At 71.0% G+C, this 19,882-nt stretch carries 14 protein-coding genes; 10 read left to right on the top strand and 4 right to left on the bottom strand.

The genetic code is table 11. The features are described from left to right. Window positions 1–2: 2 nt before the first annotated feature. From AC1DQC_RS07990 to ilvD, 4 genes are all read left to right on the top strand, one after another. Window positions 3–2,450 carry a beta-xylosidase/alpha-l-arabinosidase gene (locus tag AC1DQC_RS07990; protein WP_477050692.1) on the top strand — a complete coding sequence of 816 codons (2,448 nt, stop codon included), beginning with the start codon at window positions 3–5 and terminating at the stop codon, window positions 2,448–2,450. Then, on the top strand, window positions 2,447–4,000 hold the full coding sequence (locus AC1DQC_RS07995; RefSeq protein WP_477050693.1) for a glycoside hydrolase family 43 protein: 1,554 nt from the start codon (window positions 2,447–2,449) through the stop codon (window positions 3,998–4,000). Before AC1DQC_RS07990 ends, AC1DQC_RS07995 begins: the two co-directional genes overlap by 4 nt. 128 nt (window positions 4,001–4,128) lie before the next feature. Next, window positions 4,129–5,127, top strand: coding sequence for a LacI family DNA-binding transcriptional regulator (locus tag AC1DQC_RS08000; RefSeq protein WP_477050694.1), 999 nt, complete (start codon window positions 4,129–4,131; stop codon window positions 5,125–5,127). Between the two features lie 60 nt (window positions 5,128–5,187). Further along, the gene (gene ilvD, locus AC1DQC_RS08005; RefSeq protein WP_477050695.1) at window positions 5,188–6,918 is read left to right on the top strand and encodes a dihydroxy-acid dehydratase; all 1,731 of its coding nucleotides are present in this window, start codon (window positions 5,188–5,190) and stop codon (window positions 6,916–6,918) included. 72 nt (window positions 6,919–6,990) lie between these two features. Here ilvD and AC1DQC_RS08010 read toward each other — a convergent pair whose 3' ends face one another. From AC1DQC_RS08010 to AC1DQC_RS08025, 4 genes are all read right to left on the bottom strand, one after another. Further along, on the bottom strand, window positions 6,991–7,899 hold the full coding sequence (locus AC1DQC_RS08010; RefSeq protein WP_477050696.1) for a carbohydrate ABC transporter permease: 909 nt from the start codon (window positions 7,897–7,899) through the stop codon (window positions 6,991–6,993). Then, window positions 7,899–8,834 (bottom strand): carbohydrate ABC transporter permease, encoded by a 936-nt coding sequence (locus tag AC1DQC_RS08015; RefSeq protein WP_477050697.1) that lies wholly within the window; start codon window positions 8,832–8,834, stop codon window positions 7,899–7,901. Before AC1DQC_RS08015 ends, AC1DQC_RS08010 begins: the two co-directional genes overlap by 1 nt. Window positions 8,835–8,836: 2 nt before the next feature. Continuing rightward, entirely contained in the window at window positions 8,837–10,096 is a 1,260-nt protein-coding gene (locus AC1DQC_RS08020) for an ABC transporter substrate-binding protein (protein WP_477050698.1), read from the bottom strand. A 61-nt stretch (window positions 10,097–10,157) separates the two neighbouring features. Further along, window positions 10,158–12,341, bottom strand: a complete 2,184-nt coding sequence (locus tag AC1DQC_RS08025) for an alpha-galactosidase (protein WP_477050699.1) — start codon at window positions 12,339–12,341, stop codon at window positions 10,158–10,160. Window positions 12,342–12,452: 111 nt separating this feature from the next. Between AC1DQC_RS08025 and AC1DQC_RS08030 the strand changes: the two genes are divergently transcribed. The 6 genes from AC1DQC_RS08030 (at window position 12,453) to ilvC (ending at window position 19,694) form a co-directional block, all read left to right on the top strand. Continuing rightward, window positions 12,453–13,622, top strand: coding sequence for an ROK family protein (locus AC1DQC_RS08030; RefSeq protein ID WP_477050700.1), 1,170 nt, complete (start codon window positions 12,453–12,455; stop codon window positions 13,620–13,622). Next, a complete protein-coding gene (locus AC1DQC_RS08035) occupies window positions 13,619–15,316 on the top strand; it encodes a glycoside hydrolase family 13 protein (protein ID WP_477050701.1) in 1,698 nt (565 codons plus the stop codon). Before AC1DQC_RS08030 ends, AC1DQC_RS08035 begins: the two co-directional genes overlap by 4 nt. A 101-nt stretch (window positions 15,317–15,417) precedes the next feature. Then, entirely contained in the window at window positions 15,418–15,999 is a 582-nt protein-coding gene (locus AC1DQC_RS08040) for a pyridoxamine 5'-phosphate oxidase family protein (RefSeq protein WP_477050702.1), read from the top strand. A gap of 237 nt (window positions 16,000–16,236) precedes the next feature. After that, window positions 16,237–18,084, top strand: coding sequence for an acetolactate synthase large subunit (locus AC1DQC_RS08045; RefSeq protein WP_477050703.1), 1,848 nt, complete (start codon window positions 16,237–16,239; stop codon window positions 18,082–18,084). A gap of 4 nt (window positions 18,085–18,088) precedes the next feature. Next, entirely contained in the window at window positions 18,089–18,613 is a 525-nt protein-coding gene (gene ilvN / locus AC1DQC_RS08050; protein ID WP_370502885.1) for an acetolactate synthase small subunit, read from the top strand. A gap of 52 nt (window positions 18,614–18,665) precedes the next feature. Beyond that, window positions 18,666–19,694: a ketol-acid reductoisomerase gene (gene ilvC / locus AC1DQC_RS08055; RefSeq protein WP_477050704.1), complete on the top strand. Its 1,029-nt coding sequence runs from the start codon at window positions 18,666–18,668 to the stop codon at window positions 19,692–19,694. Window positions 19,695–19,882: the final 188 nt, after the last annotated feature.

Here is a 19,882-nt window from a genome sequence, read left to right on the forward strand (position 1 = left end):
TCATGACGAAGGAGAAGGACCCCGTGGTCGACGCCGTACCCGCCATCCCTCACGTGTCCGAGCGCGTGCGCGCCCTGCACGCGCAGATGACTCTCGAGGAGAAGCTGGCCCAGCTCGTGGGCTACTGGCTCGACCAGAACGGCACGGTCGCGCCCATGCAGTCCGAAATGGCCGCGGGCCAGAAGGCCTCCAGCGCCCTCGGCGACGTGACGCGTGACGGCATCGGCCACTACACGCGGGTGTACGGCACCCGACCGGTGGACCCGGCCGAGCGCGCCGGCTGGCTGTGGGCCGAGCAGCGCCGCCTCAAGCGCGAGACGCGCCTGGGCATCCCCGCGCTGGTCCACGAGGAGTGCCTCACCGGGCTGGCCGCCTGGCAGGCCGCGACCTATCCGACGCCGCTGGCGTGGGGCGCGTCGTTCGACCCGGAGCTCGTGCACGAGGCGGCGCGCGAGATCGGCGCCTCGATGCGCGAGCTGGGCATCCACCAGGGTCTCGCGCCGGTCCTCGACGTCGTGCGGGACCCGCGGTGGGGGCGCGTCGACGAGTGCATCGGCGAGGACCCGTACCTCGTCGGCACCATCGGTACCGCGTACGTGCAGGGCCTCCAGGAGGCCGGCGTGCACGCCACGCTCAAGCACTTCGTCGGCTACTCGGGCTCGCGGTCCGGCCGCAACCACGCGCCGGTCAGCGCGGGTCCGCGCGAGATCGCCGACACGTACCTCCCCCCGTTCGAGATGGCCGTGCTCGACGGCGGAGCCCGCTCGGTGATGAACGCCTACGTCGACATCGACGGCGTGCCCCTGGCGTCGAGCACGCAGTACCTGACCGAGGTCCTGCGGGAGCGGTGGGGCTTCGACGGCGTCGTCGTGGCCGACTACTTCGCGGTCGCGTTCCTGCAGGTCATGCACGCCATCGCCGCCGACCGCGGCGAGGCGGCCGCACTCGCGCTCGAGGCCGGCATCGACATCGAGCTGCCCACCGGTGACGCCTACCTGCAGCCGCTGGCCGACCGCGTCCGCGCCGGTGCGTTCGACGAGGCCTTCGTCGACCGGGCCGTGCTGCGCGCCCTCGCCCAGAAGGAGGAGCTCGGCCTCCTCGACCCCGACGCCTTCGAGGACGAGCCGCCGACGGACGTCGACCTCAACTCGGCCCGGCACCAGGAGCTGGCCCGCCGGCTCGCCGAGGAGTCGGTCGTCCTGCTGTCGAACCACGACCGCGTGCTACCGCTCAACGCGTGGGCGTCCCCGCCGGCGCGCGTGGCCGTGGTCGGCCCGAACGCGCACCGCGCGGAAGCCCTCATGGGCTGCTACTCGTTCGCCAACCACGTGCTGGCCCACCACCCCGAGCTCCCGATGGGCTTCGAGATCCCGACGGTCCTCGAGGGGTTCGACACGGCGTTCGACCGGGCCGGCCTGACGCGGCCGGAGCTCGTGTTCGCCGAGGGCTGCACGGTCGAGGGTGACGACACCTCCGGGTTCGCCGACGCCGTCGCCGCCGCACAGGGTGCCGACGTCGCGGTCGTCGTCGTCGGCGACCAGGCGGGGCTGTTCGGCCGGGGGACCGTCGGCGAGGGCAACGACTCCGAGTCGCTCGACCTGCCGGGTGTGCAGCGGCAGCTCGTCGAGGCTCTGGTCGAGACGGGGACGCCCGTCGTCATGGTCCTGCTCACCGGCCGGCCCTACGCCATCGGCTGGGCTCTCGACGGCGCCGCCGCGCKCCCGGGCGCCGTGCTGCAGGCCTTCTTCCCCGGTGAGGGCGGCGGCCTCGCCATCGCCGACGTCGTCACCGGCGCGGTCAACCCGTCCGGTCGGCTCCCGGTGTCGATGCCGCGCTCCACGGGCGCGCAGCCGTACTCGTACCTGCAGCCGATCCTCGGCGGGCCGTCCGACGTCACCTCGACGGACTCCACGCCGGTGCGCCCCTTCGGGTTCGGTCTGTCCTACACGGAGTTCGCCTACTCGGACCTGGTCGTCGACACGACCGTCGCGTCGAGCGGCACGTTCACCGCCGCGGTGACCGTGACGAACACGGGCTCGGTCGCGGGCGCCGACGCGGTCCAGCTCTACGGCCACGACGTCCAGGGCTCGATCACCCGGCCCGTCGCGGCCCTGCTGGGCTACGCCCGCGTCGAGCTGGAGCCCGGCGCGTCCAGCCGGGTGACGTTCTCGGTGCCCACCACCCGGTTCGCGTTCTCCGACCGGCGCATGGTCCGCGTGGTCGAGCCCGGTGACGTCGAGGTGTGGGTCGGCTCCCACGCGGCGTCCTCGCTCGCCGGGACGAACGTCAAGGAGTCCACCGGCGGCGTCATCTCCAACGGCCGGGCCACCGAGTCGCGCGAGATCCCCGGGACCGCCACGGCCCGCGCCGTGGTGGCGATCACCGGCGGCGTCCACGAGGTCACCACCGCCGACGCGCGCTCGGTGGAAGTCAAGATCGTCGGCGCATGACGCTCGTCAGCAACCCTCTGCTGCCGGGCTGCTACCCCGACCCGTCGATCTGCCGGGTGGGGGAGGACTTCTACCTGGTGACCTCGACGTTCGAGTACTTCCCGGGCCTGCCGGTCTTCCACAGCACCGACCTGGCGAGCTGGCAGCAGATCGGCCACGTCGCCGACCGGGCGGACCAGCTCGACTACGCCGGGATCGCCTCGTCGGGCGGCCTGTACGCGCCCACGCTCCGGTTCCACGACGGCACGTTCTGGCTGGTCTGCACGCTGGTCGACCAGAAGGACGCGACGCGGGGCGGCAACTTCCTCATGACCGCGACCGACCCGGCCGGGCCGTGGTCGGACCCTGTGTGGCTCGACGAGGACGGGATCGACCCGTCGATCTTCTTCGACGACGACGGCCGGGTCTGGGTGCACGGCACCCGGCTGGCCCGCGAGCCGCAGTGGCACGACCAGACCGAGGTGTGGGTGCGCGAGCTCGACCCGGCGACGAGGTCGCTCGTGGGTCCGGAGCACGTGGTCTGGAACGGCGCCCTGCGCGACGTCGTCTGGGCCGAGGCGCCCCACCTGTACAAGGTCGACGGGACGTACTACCTGCTCGCGGCGGAGGGCGGCACCGAGTTCCACCACGCCGTCTCGGTCGCGCGGGCGGAGTCGGTGACCGGGCCGTACGTCGGCAACAAGGGCAACCCGGTGCTGACCCACCGGCACCTCGGAACCGGGTCGGACGTCGTCGGCGTCGGGCACGCCGACCTGGTGGAGGCGGCCGACGGCAGCTGGTGGGCCGTCCTGCTCGGGATGCGCCCCTACGGCGGCTACCACTACAACCTCGGCCGCGAGACGTTCCTCGTGCCCGTCGCCTGGGAGGACGGCTGGCCCGTGTTCGCCCCCGGCGTCGGCCGCGTCACCGCCCAGGTAGAGGTGCCCTTCGCCGGGCCGGCACGCCCCGGGGTCGCCCAGGGCTCCGAGTCCGGGACGGTCCGGCCGGACGACCCGCGGTGGACGTCGCTGCGGGGTCCCGCGGCAGGGTTCGCGACCGCGCGGGGCGACGGCTGGGACCTGAGCCTGCGACCGAGCACGCTGACCGACCCGGTCACGCCGGCGTTCGTCGCGGTGCGTCAGCAGCACTCCGACGTGGACGTGCGCGCGATCGTCCGCGTCGCGCTCGGTCCGGGGGAGGAGTGCGGGCTCGCGGTGCGCCAGTCGGAGGACGACCACGTGCGGCTGTTCCTCGATGGCGGCCAGGGACGTCGGGTGGTCGCGGTCCACCGCCGGCGGGGTGTCGACACCCGGCTGGGGGAGCTGGTGCTGCCCGATCGGGACGGGCCCGTGACGCTGGCCGTGCGGGCGCGCGGGCAGGACTACCAGCTGCTCGCGGCGGCGGGCGACCGCGAGCCGGCGACGGTCGCGTCCGTCGACGGTCGCGCGCTCGACTCGGTGACGACCGGCGGGTTCCTGGGGCTGTGGATCGGCGTGTACGCCACGAGCAACGGGCGGCCGACGGACACCGTGGCGCACGTCGAGGGGTTCGAGTACCTGCCGCAGGCGTGACACCGCGCGCCACCCGGGGGCGGGTGCCGCGTGCGGCTAGCATGGCGGTGGTCGTGGGGCGCGACCAGGACGGAATTCTGCGATAGGAAACGTTATCGATAACGATTTCGTTGCAGTACGCTCCGTTCATGGGTGCACGGGTGACGATCACGGATGTCGCGCGGAAGGCGGGCGTCTCCACCGCGACCGTCTCCAAGGTGATCAACGAGCGCTACGGCGTAGCCAGCCGCACGACGTCCCACGTGCAGGCGGTGATCGCCGAGCTCGGCTACGAGTCCAGCCTCGTGGCGCGCAGCCTCCGGTCCCACAAGACGAACGTGATCGGCATCCTCGTCGCCGAGTTCGAGCCCTTCAGCGCGGAGATCCTCAAGGGTGCCTCGATCGGCCTGGGCGACTCCGGCTACGCGCTCCTCGCCTACACCGGCGGGCAGCTGACCGGCGGGGTCGGCTGGGAGCGGCGCTACCTCTCCCGGCTCAGCGGCACCCTGATCGACGGCGCCGTCCTGGTCACGCCGACCGTCCTGGAGGCCGACGCCGGCATCCCCGTGGTCGCCATCGACCCGCACGCCGGACCCTCCGGGCTCCCGACGGTGGACTCCGACAACTTCACCGGCGCGGTCCAGGCCGTCGAGCACCTCCTGCGCCTCGGGCACCGGCGCATCGGGTTCATCGGTGGCCGCTCCGACCTCGAGTCGTCCCGCCTGCGCGAGGCCGGCTACTGCAAGGCGCTCACCGACGCCGGGATCGCGGTCGATCCCGCGCTGATGCGCGAGGGCGACTACCGCAAGGACTCGACGCACGAGCCCGCCCGCGAGCTGCTGACCATGCCGGAGCGACCGACCGCCGTCTTCGCGGCCAACGACCTCTCGGCCATCGGCACGCTCGAGATCGCCCAGGAGCTGGGCCTGGACGTGCCGGCCGAGCTCTCGATCATCGGCTTCGACGACATCCCGGAGTCCGCCCTCACCAGCCCCGCGCTGAGCACCGTGCACCAGCCGATCCAGCAGATGGGCGCCGCGGCCATCGCGCTGCTCATCGAGCTCATGGACGGGCGTGCGGTCGAGCAGACGCACATCCAGCTGGTGACGTCGCTGGTCGAGCGCGGGTCGACGGCCCCGCCGCGCTGACGTCGTCCGCAGGGTGACCCTCTCGTGGCGCCCGGCAGGGGCAGTCATACACTCGCGAGCATGACCGTGACGTCGGACAACGCCCCCTCCTCTGCTGCACCTTCCGTCGACATCAAGCCGCGCTCGCGCACCGTCACCGACGGTCTCGAGGCCACGGCCTCGCGTGGCATGCTCCGCGCGGTAGGCCTCGGTGACGACGACTTCGCGAAGCCCCAGATCGGCGTCGCCAGCTCCTGGAACGAGATCACGCCCTGCAACCTGTCGCTGCAGCGGCTGGCCCAGGCGGCCAAGTCGGGTGTGCACGCCGCGGGCGGCTACCCCCTGGAGTTCGGCACCATCTCGGTGTCCGACGGCATCTCGATGGGCCACGAGGGCATGCACTTCTCGCTGGTGAGCCGCGACATCATCGCGGACTCGGTGGAGACCGTCATGCAGGCCGAGCGCCTCGACGGGTCCGTCCTGCTGGCCGGCTGCGACAAGTCCCTGCCCGGCATGCTCATGGCCGCGGCGCGCCTCGACCTGGCGAGCGTGTTCCTCTACGCCGGATCGATCGCGCCGGGCTGGGTCAAGCTCGAGGACGGCACCGAGAAGGACGTCACGATCATCGACGCCTTCGAGGCCGTCGGCGCCTGCGCGCGGGGGCTCATGAGCCGCGAGGACGTCGACCGCATCGAGCGCGCCATCTGTCCGGGCGAGGGCGCCTGCGGCGGCATGTACACCGCCAACACGATGGCGTCGGTGGCCGAGGCGATCGGCATGTCGATCCCCGGCTCCGCCGCGCCGCCGTCGGCCGACCGTCGTCGCGACGCGTTCGCGCACAAGTCCGGCGAGGCCGTCGTCGAGATGCTCCGCCAGGGGATCACGGCGCGCCAGATCATGACCAAGGAGGCGTTCGAGAACGCCATCGCCGTGGTGATGGCGTTCGGCGGCTCGACCAACGCGGTCCTGCACCTGCTGGCGATCGCGCACGAGGCCGAGGTCGACCTCACGCTCGCCGACTTCTCCCGCGTCGCCGCCAAGGTGCCGCACCTGGGCGACCTCAAGCCGTTCGGTCGCTACGTCATGAACGACATCGACCGCATCGGCGGCGTACCGGTCGTCATGAAGGCGCTGCTCGACGCGGGCCTGCTGCACGGCGACTGCCTCACGGTCACCGGCAAGACGGTCGCGGAGAACCTGGCCGACGTGAACCCGCCCGACCCCGACGGCAAGATCCTGCGCGCGATGAACAACCCGATCCACAAGACGGGCGGCATCACGATCCTGCACGGCTCGCTGGCGCCCGACGGCGCGGTGGTGAAGTCGGCCGGCTTCGACTCCGACGTCTTCGAGGGCACGGCCCGCGTGTTCGAGCGCGAGCGCGCGGCCATGGACGCGCTGGAGGACGGCACGATCGTCGCCGGCGACGTCGTCGTCATCCGCTACGAGGGCCCCAAGGGCGGCCCGGGCATGCGCGAGATGCTCGCGATCACCGGCGCCATCAAGGGCGCCGGCCTGGGCAAGGACGTCCTGCTGCTCACGGACGGCCGGTTCTCCGGCGGCACCACCGGCCTGTGCGTCGGGCACGTCGCGCCCGAGGCCGTCGACGGCGGGCCGATCGCGTTCATCAAGGACGGCGACCGCATCCGGCTCGACGTCGCCAACGAGACCTTGGACGTGCTCGTCTCGGACGAGGAGCTCGAGGGCCGCAAGGTCGGCTGGGCCCCGCTGCCCCCCACCTACACGCGCGGGGTGCTGGCCAAGTACGCGAAGCTCGTGCAGTCGGCGTCGAAGGGCGCCGTGCTCATCTGACCGCACGACGGCAGGGCCCGCTCCGGAGGGGGAGCGGGCCCTGTCGTCGGCAGGGGGTCGAAGCAGTCGTGCCTACTTGATCGACCCCCGGGTGACGCCGGAGATGACCCAGCGCTGGCTGAAGACGTAGACGACCAGCAGGGGCGCCATGGCCATGAGGTAGGACGCGAACGCCACGGTGTAGTCGGTGTTGAACTGACCCTGGAAGACGTACTGGGCGAGCGGGAGGGTCCGCGCGCCGGGGTCGGTGAGCACCACGAGCGGCATGATGAAGTCGTTCCACGCCCACACGCAGGTGAGGATGCCGACCGTCGCGTTCATGGGGGTGAGCAGCGGGAAGATGATCTGCCGGAACACCCGCCACGTCGATGCGCCGTCGACCCGTGCCGCCTCCTCGAGCTCGATCGGGATCGAGCGGATGTAGGCGGTGTAGATGAAGATGTTCAGCGACAGCCCGTAGATCGTGTAGAGCAGGATCATGCCGGCCTGGTTGTCCAGGCCCAGGAGTGCGGTCTGCTTCACCAGGGGCAGCATGATGATCGGGAACGGGATGAACAGGGCCGCGAGCAGGTAGAAGAACACGCCCTTGAAGAACGGCCGGTGGATGTTCCGCGCGATGGCGTAGGCGACGACCGAGCTGGTCATCAGCGTGAGGATCACCGACCCGACCGTGATCATCGCCGTGTTCAGGAGCGCTTGCGGGAACTCGGTGCGCGTCCACGCCTCGGAGAAGTTCGCCCACCGGATCGGGTTCGGCAGCTCGAGGCCGGTGCCGGCGGCGAGCTGGTCGGGAGTCTTGAGGGCGACGACGACGGCGAGGTAGAGCGGGACGAGGATCGTCAGCGAGCACACCGCGATCAGTGCGGTCACCCACCAGTTGATCTTGCGGGAGTCGTCGTCGGCGACGGCCTTGGTGCGCCGACGCCGGGGCTCGGGAAGGACGGCCTCGGCCTGGCCGAGCGCGGTTCCTGCGGTGGTCATCAGAAGTCCGCCTCTCTGCGCTGAAGGACCTTGAACTGGAACAGCGAGACCACGGTGATGACGATGAAGAAGATCACCGCGTTCGCGGACTGGTAGGCGAACTCCCCGCCGGAGAACCCGCCGCGGAAGATGAGCAGGGTGACGGACTCCGTCGCGGTGCCCGGGCCGCCGTTGGTCAGGGCGACGATCTGGTCGAAGACCTGCAGGAAGCCCTTGAGGCTCAGCACGATGTTGATCGTGAAGAACGCGCTGATCAGCGGGAAGGTGATCGACTTGAACTGCCGCCACGCCTTGGCGCCGTCCAGGGACGCGGCCTCGTAGAGCTCGCGCGGGATCGTCTGCAGCCCGGACAGGTAGATGATGATCGTGAAGGCGCAGGCCTGCCAGACCGCCAGGGCGACGATCGCGGTCCACGCCCAGGTCTCGTTGGTGAGGATGTTGTCGGCGAAGAGCGGGATGCTCGCCAGGATCTTGGGCAGCGAGCTCGAGAAGAAGAACTGGAAGACGTAGCCGATGACCAGGGCCGCCAGGACGTAGGGCACGAAGTACACGCCGCGCCAGAAGTTGCGCGCCATGATCTTGGCGTTGAGGCCCATCGCGATGGCCAGCGAGATGGCGTTGGTCAGCACGGTCGCGGCGATGGCGAACAGGAACGAGAATCCGTAGGCGGCCAGGACGCGGTCGTCCTTGAACAGGTTGACGTAGTTGGACAGGCCGACGAAGTTCCAGGCGCCGTAGCCGGCGTAGTTGGTCAGGCTGTAGAAGACGCCCACCAGCACCGGGATGGTGTGGAACAGCGCGAAGGCGATGACGGCGGGCCAGACCATCCAGTAGAAGGTGGACTGTGCCCGGCCGACCTTGACCTTGCGCAGCGTGGGCGGGTCGGAGCGGTCGGCCCCGGGCGCCGCGGGCAGGACTTGCGTGGAGGACGTCATCGTCATTCTCCCGTCACGGGGATGGTGCGAGCGGCGACCTTGCTCCACTCGCTGTCGAGGGTGGCGAGCGCGGCGTCCGCGTCGCCGCTGAACAGGAACTGCTGGTCGATGGCCGCGAGCGGGATGCTGGGCGGGATCTGGTGGTCGATGAAGCCGGCGATGCGGCCCTCGTCGAAGTAGGGCTTGACCGACTGGATCGCGGGTTCGTCGCTGAGCTGGGCGCCCTTGACCGACGGGATCATGTTCTGCGAGGCGGCGAACTGCTCGATGACGTCCTTCTGGAACAGGTAGTTGATGAACCGCAGCGCCTCCTTGGGATGCTTCGAGTCCTTGGGCATGGTGACCGCGACGTCGACGCCGGAGACGAGCATCCGGTCGTCGGGGTCGTCGGCGGCCGGGTAGGGGAAGATCCCGGCCTTGATGTCGGGATTGATGCCCTTGATCGGGCTCAGCGCCCAGATGCCCTGCAGCAGCATCGCGACGTCGCCGTTGGCGAACGCGGCGTTGCCGTCGTCGTAGGTCGCCCCTCGGTAGCCGTCCTGCATGTAGTCGAACAGCTGGGCCTGCTGGTCCATCGCCTCGGCGAAGTTCTTCTGGAACGAGACCTCGGAGTCGGGTCCGGTGTCCTCGCCCTGCGCGCGCATCGTGTCGAAGAAGTCGTCCTGCGCGGGGTACGCCCCGAGTCCGTTGAACGAGGGCAGCCCGGTCCAGGAGTCGGCGAGAGTGCCGTAGAACGGGGTGATGCCCGCGGCCTTGAGCTTGTCGCACACGGCGATGAGCTCGTCCCATGTCTCGGGGACCTCCAGGCCCTGCTGGGCGAAGATGTCCTGGTTGTAGAGGATCCCGTTGGCGTTGTTCACGTAGCCGAGACCGTTGACCTCGTCGCCGTAGGTGCCGAGGTCCTTGAGGATCTCCTGCACCGCCGGGTTGATGGTGTCGAGCACGGGCTCGTCGGAGAAGTCGTAGAAGACCCCGGCCTGCGCGAGGCGTCCGAAGTTTCCGCTGGCGTTGAGGGTGATGACGTCCGGTGCCTTGTCCTTGACCAGGAGCGTCCGGATGACCGTGTCGGCATCGGCGACCTGGTTCTGCACGACGCGGATGTCGGGGTTCTCCGCCTCGAAGTCGGCGATGATCTTGTCGAAGTCCTCGAGCGCCTCACCTTTGAACTGGAAGAAGTTCAGGGTGGTCACGCCGTCGGACGGTTGGTTCGCGCAGCCTGCGACGGCGGCGAGCAGGGCGATCGCTGCGGCCGCTGCCGCCATGCGAACGCGTCGTGGGTCTCGGTGTCTCATCGTGCGCCTCCTTGCGCCGGGTTCTGGCTGCTCAGTCCTGAGCGACCAGCTCGATGACGGTGGATCTCTGGGGGTACTGGACGGGTGGGCGCAGGCCGACGGCGTCGAGCTCGCGACCCGTCAGGGTGGTGTCGTAGGTCTGCCACGCGAGCTCGGACTGGGCGGCAGCGCTCGTCGCGTCGCCTACGACGCGGAGCCGGTAGTGCCGGGCGGGGTCGAGCCCGGGGAGCCGGACCCGTCCCGGCGGGTAGGCGGCCGTCGTGTCGGTCTGCGTGAGGGTGAACACGGCCGACGAGCCGTCCTGAGCGACCACGCCGCGGACGTCGATGCCCGGCTCGGTGTCGTCGACGTCGACGGTGCGACCGGTCGCGACGAGGGGGCGGATGCGCTTGGCGTACTCGACCCACGCCGCGATGCGGGTGCGGGTCGCCTCGTCGGTCCCGGTCAGGTCCCACTCGATCCCGAAGTGACCGAACAGCGCGACCGCGGCACTGAGGTCGAGGTCCACGGTCCGGCCGGTCGAGTGCACGACGGGACTGGTGAGGTGCATGCCCATCATCTCGGGGGGCACCACGAGCGCCGTGTACCGCTGGTTGACCAGGCGCTCGAGCGGGTCGAGGGTGTCGCTGGTCCAGATCCGGTCGGTGCGGGCCAGGATGCCGAGGTCGACCCGGGCACCGCCGGAGGCGCAGCTCTCGATCTCCAGGCCGGGGTGCGCCGACTTGAGCTCGTCGAGCAGCCGGTAGAGGGCCAGAGTGTGCTCGCGGACCCTCGCGACGCCCTCGGGGCCGCTGCCGGCGTCGAGCAGGTCGCGGTTGTGGTCCCACTTCAGGTAGGCGATCGGGTACTCGTCGAGCAGCGCGTGCAGGCGGCCGGCCACGTAGGCGTAGGCGTCGTGGTGCGCGAGGTCGAGCACCTGCTGCTGGCGCGCGCCCGGCGGCAGAGACATCCGGCCCCGCAGGATCCAGTCCGGGTGCCGGCGGGCCACCTCGCTGTCCGGGTTCACCATCTCGGGCTCGACCCAGAGCCCGAACTCCATCTCGCGGGCCAGCACGTGGTCGACCAGCGGGTGCAGCCCGTCGGGCCAGACCGCGGGGTCGACGTACCAGTCGCCCAGTCCCGCGGTGTCGTCGCGCCGACCGGCGAACCACCCGTCGTCGAGGACGAACCGCTCGACGCCGACCGAGGCGGCGGCGTCCGCCAGCGCGGTCAGCCGCGCGAGCGAGTGGTCGAAGTAGACCGCCTCCCACGTGTTGAGGGTGATCGGCCGCGGCCGGCGAGGGTGGGCCGGGCGGCAACGCCACTCGTCGTGGAAGCGGTGCGCGAGCTCGCTCAGCCCGTCGCCCCACGATCCGACGACCTCCGGCGACGTGAGCGACGCGCCGGCCGCGAGGACGACCTCCCCGGGCGCGAACAGCTCACCTCCGGCGAGGAACGCCTCGCCGGAGACGGACCGCTCGGCGAGGAGACGGTGGTTGCCGCTCCACGCGACGTGGACCGCGTGGACGCGACCGCGCTCGAAGCCGAACCCCGGCCGCCCGGCGGCGAGCACCAGCGTCGCGTCCGCGCCCGGTCGGCCACGGCGGCTCTCGCGCAGGTACGTCGCGTACCCGAACGGGTGCCTCTGGGGCGAGCGCTCACGGAGATGGCGGCCCGTGGTGTCGAGGATCTCGGTGGCGTCCCAGGGCACGGGGAAGGCGAGGTGCAGGGACTGGACCGTGTAGGGGGTATCGCCGTCGTTGCGCACGGTGATCCGCTGGTGCAGCAGCCCGGCCGCGCCGACGCGCAGCTCGAGCTGCGCGCTGAGCCTGGCCTCCCGGTCGGCGAGCGACACAAGGGCGCGGTGGTCGTCGGCCTGGAGGTCGACGAGCTCGAGCCGGACGCTGAACGACGCCCCGTCGCGATGCCCCTCGAGCCCGGGCGTGCCCAGCCACCCGCCAGCCTGCGAGGTGACCAGCGTGGCCCGTGCGGGCTCGTCCAGGCCGCCCGAGACCCGCTGGGGGCGTGCCGCGACGGCCACGCTGCGCAGCGTCTGCTCGCTCGAGTCCACCAGCTCCTCGCCCCAGTGCACGATCGCCGGGTGCGGGGAGGCGTCGACATCGATCACGACGCTGGTGCCGCCCCGGTGCAGGTGCAGAACTCGTCCCGGGGCCACGGCGTCGGCGGTGTTCGCGGCGTGCCCGGCGTCGGCGGTCACCTCGTCGTGAAAGAGCATGGTTAGTTCTAACACGGAAGAAACCAAGGGCGCAACTGATGCCGATCGCGTCTCCGCGCGCAGGATGGCCCTCGTTCGTGCCATGATGGAATCAATGAACGGGACGGGCGCATGCTGAGCGACAGCGAGAGAGCCCTCGCACGCGCGGTGCTGATCCACGGGCCGATCTCGCGGAGCGAGCTGACGAGCCGGCTGGGTCTGTCGCCGCCCAGCCTCACGCGCCTGGCCAAGCCCTTCCTCGACCGCGGACTGCTGGTCGAGCTGGACGACCGGTCCGACGGCTCCGTCGGCCGCCCCGTCCGACCGCTCGATGTCCGGCCGGGCCTCGCCCGCTTCGCCGGCGTCAAGGTCACCGGGGAGTCGCTCCATGTCGCGGCGACCGACGTGCGCGCCGGGCTGCTCGCGTACGAGGAGCGCCCGCTCGCCAGCCACGACCCCGGCGCCGTGGCCGCGGAGATCGCGCAGGCGGTCCGGGGGCTCGGAGTCGATCGCATCGCCGGGGTCGGGGTGTCGCTCGGCGGCGCCGTGCGGGACGGCCGGGTGGAGTTCGCACCGTTCCTCGGCTGGACGAACGTGCCCTTCGCAGGGATGGTCGAGGCCGAGCTCGGTGTCCCCGCGACGCTCGAGAACGACCTGGTCGCGCTCGCCGAGGCCGAGCGCTGGTTCGGGCTGGGCCGCGGCATCCCCGGGTTCGTCGTCATCACCATCGGTGCCGGCATCGGGTACGCGCTCGTGGTGAACGGCCAGGTCGTGCACTCGCGCGAGGCCGGCGTCGGGCTGGGCGGACACATCCCGCTGAGCACGACCGGGCCCGTGTGTCACGCGGGCCACCGGGGGTGCGCGGAGGCGATGCTGACCTCGGGGTCCATCGCAGGCCAGGTGTCGGCCGCCCTGCAGCGGCCCGTCGACTACGACGAGGTGCTTCGCCTCGCCCGCGAGGGAGACCCGGCGGCGGCGACGGTGGTCGACGAGGCCGCGACCGCCCTCGGTCGGCTCGTCGCGATGGCGGCCAACCTGACCCTCCAGCCGGCGGCCGTGCTCGCCGGAGAGGGCATCGGTCTCTTCGCCGTCGCCGAGGAGAAGGTGCGGGCGGCAGTCGCCGCCGACCGCGATCCACGAGCCGAGCCCGTCGGGCTCTACGTCGACGAGTCCGGCTTCTCCGCGTGGGCACGCGGAGCTGCGACGGTCGCGATCCAGGACGCGGTCGACCGCATCGACCTCGACCAGGTGGAGCAGGAGCTGCTGCCCGCCCCCACCCCCACGAGAGGAGCCGTCGCATGACGTGGACGCCCGAGGACGCCCCGTGGTGGACCCGAGCCGTCGTGTACCAGGTGTACCCCCGCTCGTTCGCCGACTCCGACGGCGACGGCATCGGCGACCTGCCCGGCATCCTCGGGCGGCTGGACCACCTGTCCGCGCTCGGGGTCGACGTCGTGTGGCTGTCGCCCATCTACGCATCCCCGCAGGACGACAACGGGTACGACATCAGCGACTACCAGGCGGTCGACCCCGTGTTCGGCACGCTCGAGGACCTCGACGACCTGGTCCGCGAGCTGCACGCGCGGGGCATGAAGCTGGTCATGGACCTCGTCGTCAACCACACCTCCGACGAGCACCCGTGGTTCGTCGAGTCGCGGGACCCGGCGAGCCCGAAGCGCGACTGGTACTGGTGGCGCCCGCCGCGTGCCGGCATGGCGGCGGGCGCGCCGGGCGCGGAGCCGACCAACTGGCGGTCCTTCTTCGAGGGGCCGGCCTGGCACCTCGACGAGGCCAGCGGCGAGTACTACCTGCACCTGTTCAGCCGCAAGCAGCCGGACCTGAACTGGGAGAACCAGGAGGTCCGGGACGCCGTCTACGAGATGATGCGCTGGTGGCTGGACCGCGGGGTCGACGGCTTCCGCATGGACGTCATCAACCTCATCTCCAAGGACACGGCGCTGCCCGACGGGGTGGTCACCGACGGCCTGCTCGCCGACGGCTCGGCGTCGTACGTCTGCGGTCCGCGCATCCACGAGTTCCTCGCCGAGATGCACAAGGCCGTCTTCGCCGACCGCCCCGAGAAGCTGCTGACAGTGGGGGAGATGCCCGGCGTCACCGTCGACCAGGCGCGCGACTTCACCGACCCGTCACGGGAGGAGGTCGACATGGTGTTCCAGTTCGAGCACGTGGGCCTCGACCACGGCCCGGGCGGCAAGTTCGACGTCCGCCCGCTGCGGCTGCTCGACCTCAAGGCCTCGTTCGGTCGCTGGCAGGCGGGGCTGGCCGAGGTCGGCTGGAACAGCCTCTACTGGGACAACCACGACCAGCCCCGGGTGGTCTCGCGCTTCGGGGACGACGGCGCCTTCCGGCGCGAGTCGGCGACCATGCTCGCCACGGTCCTGCACCTGCACCGCGGCACGCCATACGTCTACCAGGGCGAGGAGCTCGGGATGACGAACGCGCACTTCACGCGCTTCGACCAGTACCGGGACATCGAGACCCTCAACCACGTCACCGTCGCGAAGACGGTCGGCACGGGGACCGACGAGGACCTCCTCGCCGGGATCGCGGCCATGAGCCGTGACAACGCGCGCACCCCCATGCAGTGGGACGGGTCGCCGCACGCGGGGTTCACCACCGGTACGCCGTGGATCGAGGTCAACGCGAACTACCCCTCCCTCAACGCGGCCACCGAGCGCGCCGACCCCGAGTCGGTCTTCCACTACTACCGCGCGCTCATCGCCCTGCGGCACGACGACCCCGTGGTGGCGCTGGGCGACTTCACCATGCTGCTGCCCGACCACGAGCACGTGTACGCGTTCACCCGTCGGCTGGGCGACGTGACGCTCACGGTGCTGGGCAACTTCTCGGGCAGCGTGCAGGACGTCGCGCTTGACGCCGACCCGGGCGAGCTGGTGCTCAGCAACTACGCCCATCCCGACGGGCCCCACCTGCGGCCGTGGGAGGCGCGGGTGCACCGCGCGGTGCTCGGGTAGCGCACCGGTCCAGGGCGTGGTCGGTCCGGAGCCCGCCCGTCGACGAGTGCTTCGATGTGATCGAGCCGCACGGACGGGCAGCGGCGCGGCTGGAGGCGGGCGTGGGCAAGGTTCACGAGAGCATCGACGGTCGGTTGCGCGCGTTCGTGGAGGCGCAGCCGATGTTCTTCGTCGCGACGGCGCCGAGCGGGCCTGACGCGCACGTCAACCTGTCGCCCAAGGGCATCGCCGGCTCGTTCGTGGTCCTCGACGAGCACACGGTCGCGTTCATCGACCTCACCGCCAGCGGCTCGGAGACGATCGCGCACCTGCGGGACGACGGCCGGATCACGCTGATGTTCTGCGCGTTCCAGGGGCCGCCCAACATCGTCCGGCTGTACGGCCGCGGCCGCTTCGTCACGCTCTATGACGAGGGCTTCGACGAGCTCGCCGCGCTGTTCCCCGAGACGCGCGGCGCCCGCGCCGTGATCGTCGTCGACGTCGACCGCGTCTCGGACTCGTGCGGGTACGGCGTCCCGCTCATGGCTCTCGAGGGGGAGCGCGACCTGCTGCCCCAGTACATGGAGCGCAAGGGCACCGAGGGCCAGGCTGACTACCGGCGCCTGAAGAACCGGACCAGCATCGACGGGCTGCCGGCGTTCGACATGGACCCCGTCGTCGAAAGCACGCCGTCCGCCCCTTGATCCCGTGAACCACGATGTGAGACGCACGGGTGGTGGCGTGACACAGCGGAGACCTGGGCGTAGTGTCCAACGCGTGCAGACGATCCTTCTCGTAGTACTTCCTGAGCGCGCCGGCTAGAGGCCACCCGCACAGGCCTCGTCAGCGCGCTCACCCCTCGTCCAGCCGTTACGCGGCCCGAGGGGTTTTTTGTGTTCGGACTCCGGCAGCACCCAGCAGCACGATCCAGGGAGACATCGATGGTCCAGGGCCCACACCCGGCACCGCCGCGAACGCCCACGCCCACGGCCGCCACCCCGCGCGTCGCCGCACCGGCGACCACCAGCGCGATCGGCCCTGAGCAGGTCACGGGCGCCAAGTCGATCGTCCGCTCGCTCGAGGAGGCCGGAGTCGAGGTCGTCTTCGGCATCCCCGGCGGCGCGATCCTCCCCACCTACGACCCGCTGATGGACTCGACCAAGGTGCGGCACATCCTCGTGCGGCACGAGCAGGGCGGCGGCCACGCGGCCGCCGGCTACGCCGCGGCGACGGGCCGGGTCGGGGTCTGCATGGCGACGTCGGGTCCCGGCGCGACGAACCTCGTCACGCCGATCGCCGACGCCCACATGGACTCCGTGCCCCTGGTCGCGATCACCGGCCAGGTGGGCGCGTCGCTCATCGGGACGGACGCGTTCCAGGAGGCGGACATCGTCGGCATCACGCTGCCGGTGACCAAGCACAACTACCTGGTCACCAACCCCGACGACATCCCGCGGGTCATCGCCGAGGCGTTCCACATCGCCTCGACCGGTCGCCCGGGCCCCGTGCTGGTCGACATCGCGAAGTCGGCGATGCAGTCGCAGACGACGTTCTCCTGGCCGCAGGAGCTGACGCTGCCCGGCTACCACCCGGTGACCAAGCCGCACGCCAAGCAGATCCGCGAGGCCGCCCGGCTGCTCGCGACCGCCCGACGACCGGTCCTCTACGTGGGCGGCGGCGTCATCCGCGCCCGCGCGGCGGCCGAGCTGCGGGCCCTGACCGAGGCGTCCGGCGCGCCGGTGGTCACCACGCTGATGGCCCGCGGCGCCCTGCCCGACTCGCACCCCCAGCACCTGGGGATGCCGGGCATGCACGGCACGGTGGCCGCGGTCGCCGCGCTGCAGAAGGCCGACCTCATCGTCGCCCTGGGCGCCCGCTTCGACGACCGCGTCACCGGGCTGCTCTCGAGCTTCGCGCCGAACGCGGCGGTCGTGCACGCGGACATCGACCCGGCCGAGATCGGCAAGAACCGCCACGTCGACGTCCCCATCGTCGGCCACCTCAAGGAGGTCATGGCCGATCTGCTGCCCGAGCTCGCCCGCGAGCACACGCAGCACGGCAAGCCCGACCTCGAGGAGTGGTGGCGCCAGCTGGACGACTGGCGCGACACGTTCCCGCTGGGCTTCGACGAGCCCGGCGACGGCCACCTGGCCCCGCAGCACGTCATCCAGCGGATCGGCGAGCTGTCCGGGCCGGAGTCGATCTTCGCCGCGGGCGTCGGTCAGCACCAGATGTGGGCGGCGCAGTTCATCAAGTACCAGCGGCCCAACTCGTGGCTCAACTCTGGCGGCCTGGGCACCATGGGCTACGCCGTGCCCGCGGCGATGGGCGCGAAGGTCGGCGACCCGTCGCGGACCGTGTGGGCCATCGACGGCGACGGCTGCTTCCAGATGACCAACCAGGAGCTGGCCACCTGCACCATCAACGAGATCCCGATCAAGGTCGCGATCATCAACAACTCGTCGCTCGGCATGGTGCGGCAGTGGCAGACGCTCTTCTACGAGTCCCGCTACTCCAACACCGACCTCAACACCGGGCACGGCACCGTGCGCATCCCCGACTTCGTCAAGATGGCCGACGCCTACGGCTGCGCCGGCCTGCGCTGCGAGACGGTCGGCGACGTCGACGCGACCATCAAGCGGGCGCTCGAGATCAACGACCAGCCGGTGGTCATCGACTTCACCGTGTCGCGCGACGCGATGGTGTGGCCGATGGTCGCTGCGGGCGTCAGCAACGACCAGATCCAGTACGCGCGGGGCATCAGCCCGGCGTGGGACCGCGAGGAGTGAGTTCATGAGCCGCCACACCCTGTCGGTCCTCGTGGAGAACAAGCCCGGCGTGCTCACGCGCGTCGCCGGCCTGTTCGCGCGGCGGTCGTTCAACATCCACTCGCTCGCGGTCGGTCCCACCGAGCACGACGAGATCTCGCGCATCACGGTCGTCGTCGACGTCGACGCCCTGCCGCTCGAGCAGGTGACCAAGCAGCTCAACAAGCTGATCAACGTCATCAAGATCGTCGAGCTCGAGGACGCCGCGTCCGTGCAGCGCGAGCTGCTGCTGGTGAAGGTCAAGGCCGACACCACGCAGCGGACCAGCGTGCTCGAGGTCGTCCAGCTGTTCCGGGCGCACGTCGTCGACGTCGTGCCCGACACGGTCGTCATCGAGGCGACCGGCGGACCGGGCAAGCTCGACGCCCTGCTCGCCGCCCTGGAGCCGTTCGGCATCCGGGAGATCGTGCAGTCCGGCACCGTGGCCATCGGCCGCGGGTCGCGCTCGATCACCGACCGCGCCCTGGAGCGCGTCAACCGCTCCGCCTAGCTCTTTCCCGTTCCTGAAGCAGAAGCAGAACCACACACCGAGGAGACCCATCGTGGCCGAGCTGTTCTACGACGACGACGCCGACCTGTCGATCATCCAGTCCAAGAAGGTCGCCGTCATCGGGTACGGCAGCCAGGGGCACGCGCACAGCCTCAACCTGCGCGACTCCGGCGTCGACGTGACCGTCGGGCTGCGCGAGGGCTCGGCGTCCCGCGCGAAGGCCGAGAACCAGGGCCTCAAGGTCGCGTCTGTGGCCGACGCGGTCCGCCAGGCCGACGTCGTCGTCATCCTGGCGCCCGACCAGGTGCAGCGCATCGTCTACCGCGAGGAGATCGAGCCCAACCTGCAGGACGGCGCCGCGCTCGTCTTCGGCCACGGCTTCAACATCCGGTTCGGCTACATCAAGCCGGCCGCGGGCCACGACGTCCTCATGGTCGCGCCCAAGGGCCCGGGTCACCTGGTCCGTCGCGAGTACGTCGACGGGCGCGGCGTGCCGGTCATCGTCGCCGTCGAGCAGGACGCCTCGGGCGCTGCCTGGGACCTCGCGCTGTCCTACGCCAAGGCGATCGGTGGCCTGCGCGCCGCCGGCATCAAGACGACCTTCACCGAGGAGACCGAGACCGACCTCTTCGGCGAGCAGGCCGTGCTCTGCGGTGGCGTCTCGCAGCTGATCCAGTACGGCTTCGAGACCCTCACCGAGGCCGGCTACCAGCCGGAGGTCGCGTACTTCGAGGTCCTGCACGAGCTCAAGCTGATCGTCGACCTCATCTTCGAGGGCGGCATCACCAAGCAGCGCTGGTCCGTGTCCGACACCGCCGAGTACGGCGACTACGTGTCCGGCCCGCGCGTCATCACGCCCGACGTGAAGGCGAACATGCAGGCGGTCCTGGGGGACATCCAGTCGGGTGCCTTCGCCGAGCGCTTCATCACCGACCAGGACGCCGGCGCCCCGGAGTTCAAGGCGCTGCGCGAGAAGGGCCAGAACCACCCGATCGAGCCCGTCGGCCGCGAGCTGCGCAAGCTGTTCGCCTGGGTGAAGCCGTCGGAGACCGACTACGTCGAGGGCAGCGCGGCGCGCTGACCCCTCCCGTCCCACCCGAACGGCACCTCGTCGCGAGGTGCCGTTCGGCGTCTCCGGCGTCGAACCCGACCTGAGTGCCGTCCCGGCGCCTCGCCACGGCACCCATGTCGGGTTCGCCGCTGGAGACCGACGTCTGTGCGGCCGTGCGGCCGTCGGACCCTGCCGCACGTGGTGCTGGAGTGACTCGT

The sequence above is a fragment of the Cellulomonas sp. P4_H12 genome (assembly GCF_056400905.1).

Bases quoted from the DNA above. Each gene is read 5' to 3' on its own strand.
- AC1DQC_RS07995 (WP_477050693.1), top strand. From the start codon at position 2,447: ATGACGCTCGTCAGCAACCCTCTGCTGCCGGGCTGCTACCCCGACCCG.
- AC1DQC_RS08000 (WP_477050694.1), top strand. From the start codon at position 4,129: ATGGGTGCACGGGTGACGATCACGGATGTCGCGCGGAAGGCGGGCGTC.
- ilvD (WP_477050695.1), top strand. From the start codon at position 5,188: ATGACCGTGACGTCGGACAACGCCCCCTCCTCTGCTGCACCTTCCGTC.
- AC1DQC_RS08010 (WP_477050696.1), bottom strand. From the start codon at position 7,899: ATGACCACCGCAGGAACCGCGCTCGGCCAGGCCGAGGCCGTCCTTCCC.
- AC1DQC_RS08015 (WP_477050697.1), bottom strand. From the start codon at position 8,834: ATGACGTCCTCCACGCAAGTCCTGCCCGCGGCGCCCGGGGCCGACCGC.
- AC1DQC_RS08020 (WP_477050698.1), bottom strand. From the start codon at position 10,096: ATGGCGGCAGCGGCCGCAGCGATCGCCCTGCTCGCCGCCGTCGCAGGC.
- AC1DQC_RS08025 (WP_477050699.1), bottom strand. From the start codon at position 12,341: ATGCTCTTTCACGACGAGGTGACCGCCGACGCCGGGCACGCCGCGAAC.
- AC1DQC_RS08030 (WP_477050700.1), top strand. From the start codon at position 12,453: ATGCTGAGCGACAGCGAGAGAGCCCTCGCACGCGCGGTGCTGATCCAC.
- AC1DQC_RS08035 (WP_477050701.1), top strand. From the start codon at position 13,619: ATGACGTGGACGCCCGAGGACGCCCCGTGGTGGACCCGAGCCGTCGTG.
- AC1DQC_RS08045 (WP_477050703.1), top strand. From the start codon at position 16,237: ATGGTCCAGGGCCCACACCCGGCACCGCCGCGAACGCCCACGCCCACG.
- ilvN (WP_370502885.1), top strand. From the start codon at position 18,089: ATGAGCCGCCACACCCTGTCGGTCCTCGTGGAGAACAAGCCCGGCGTG.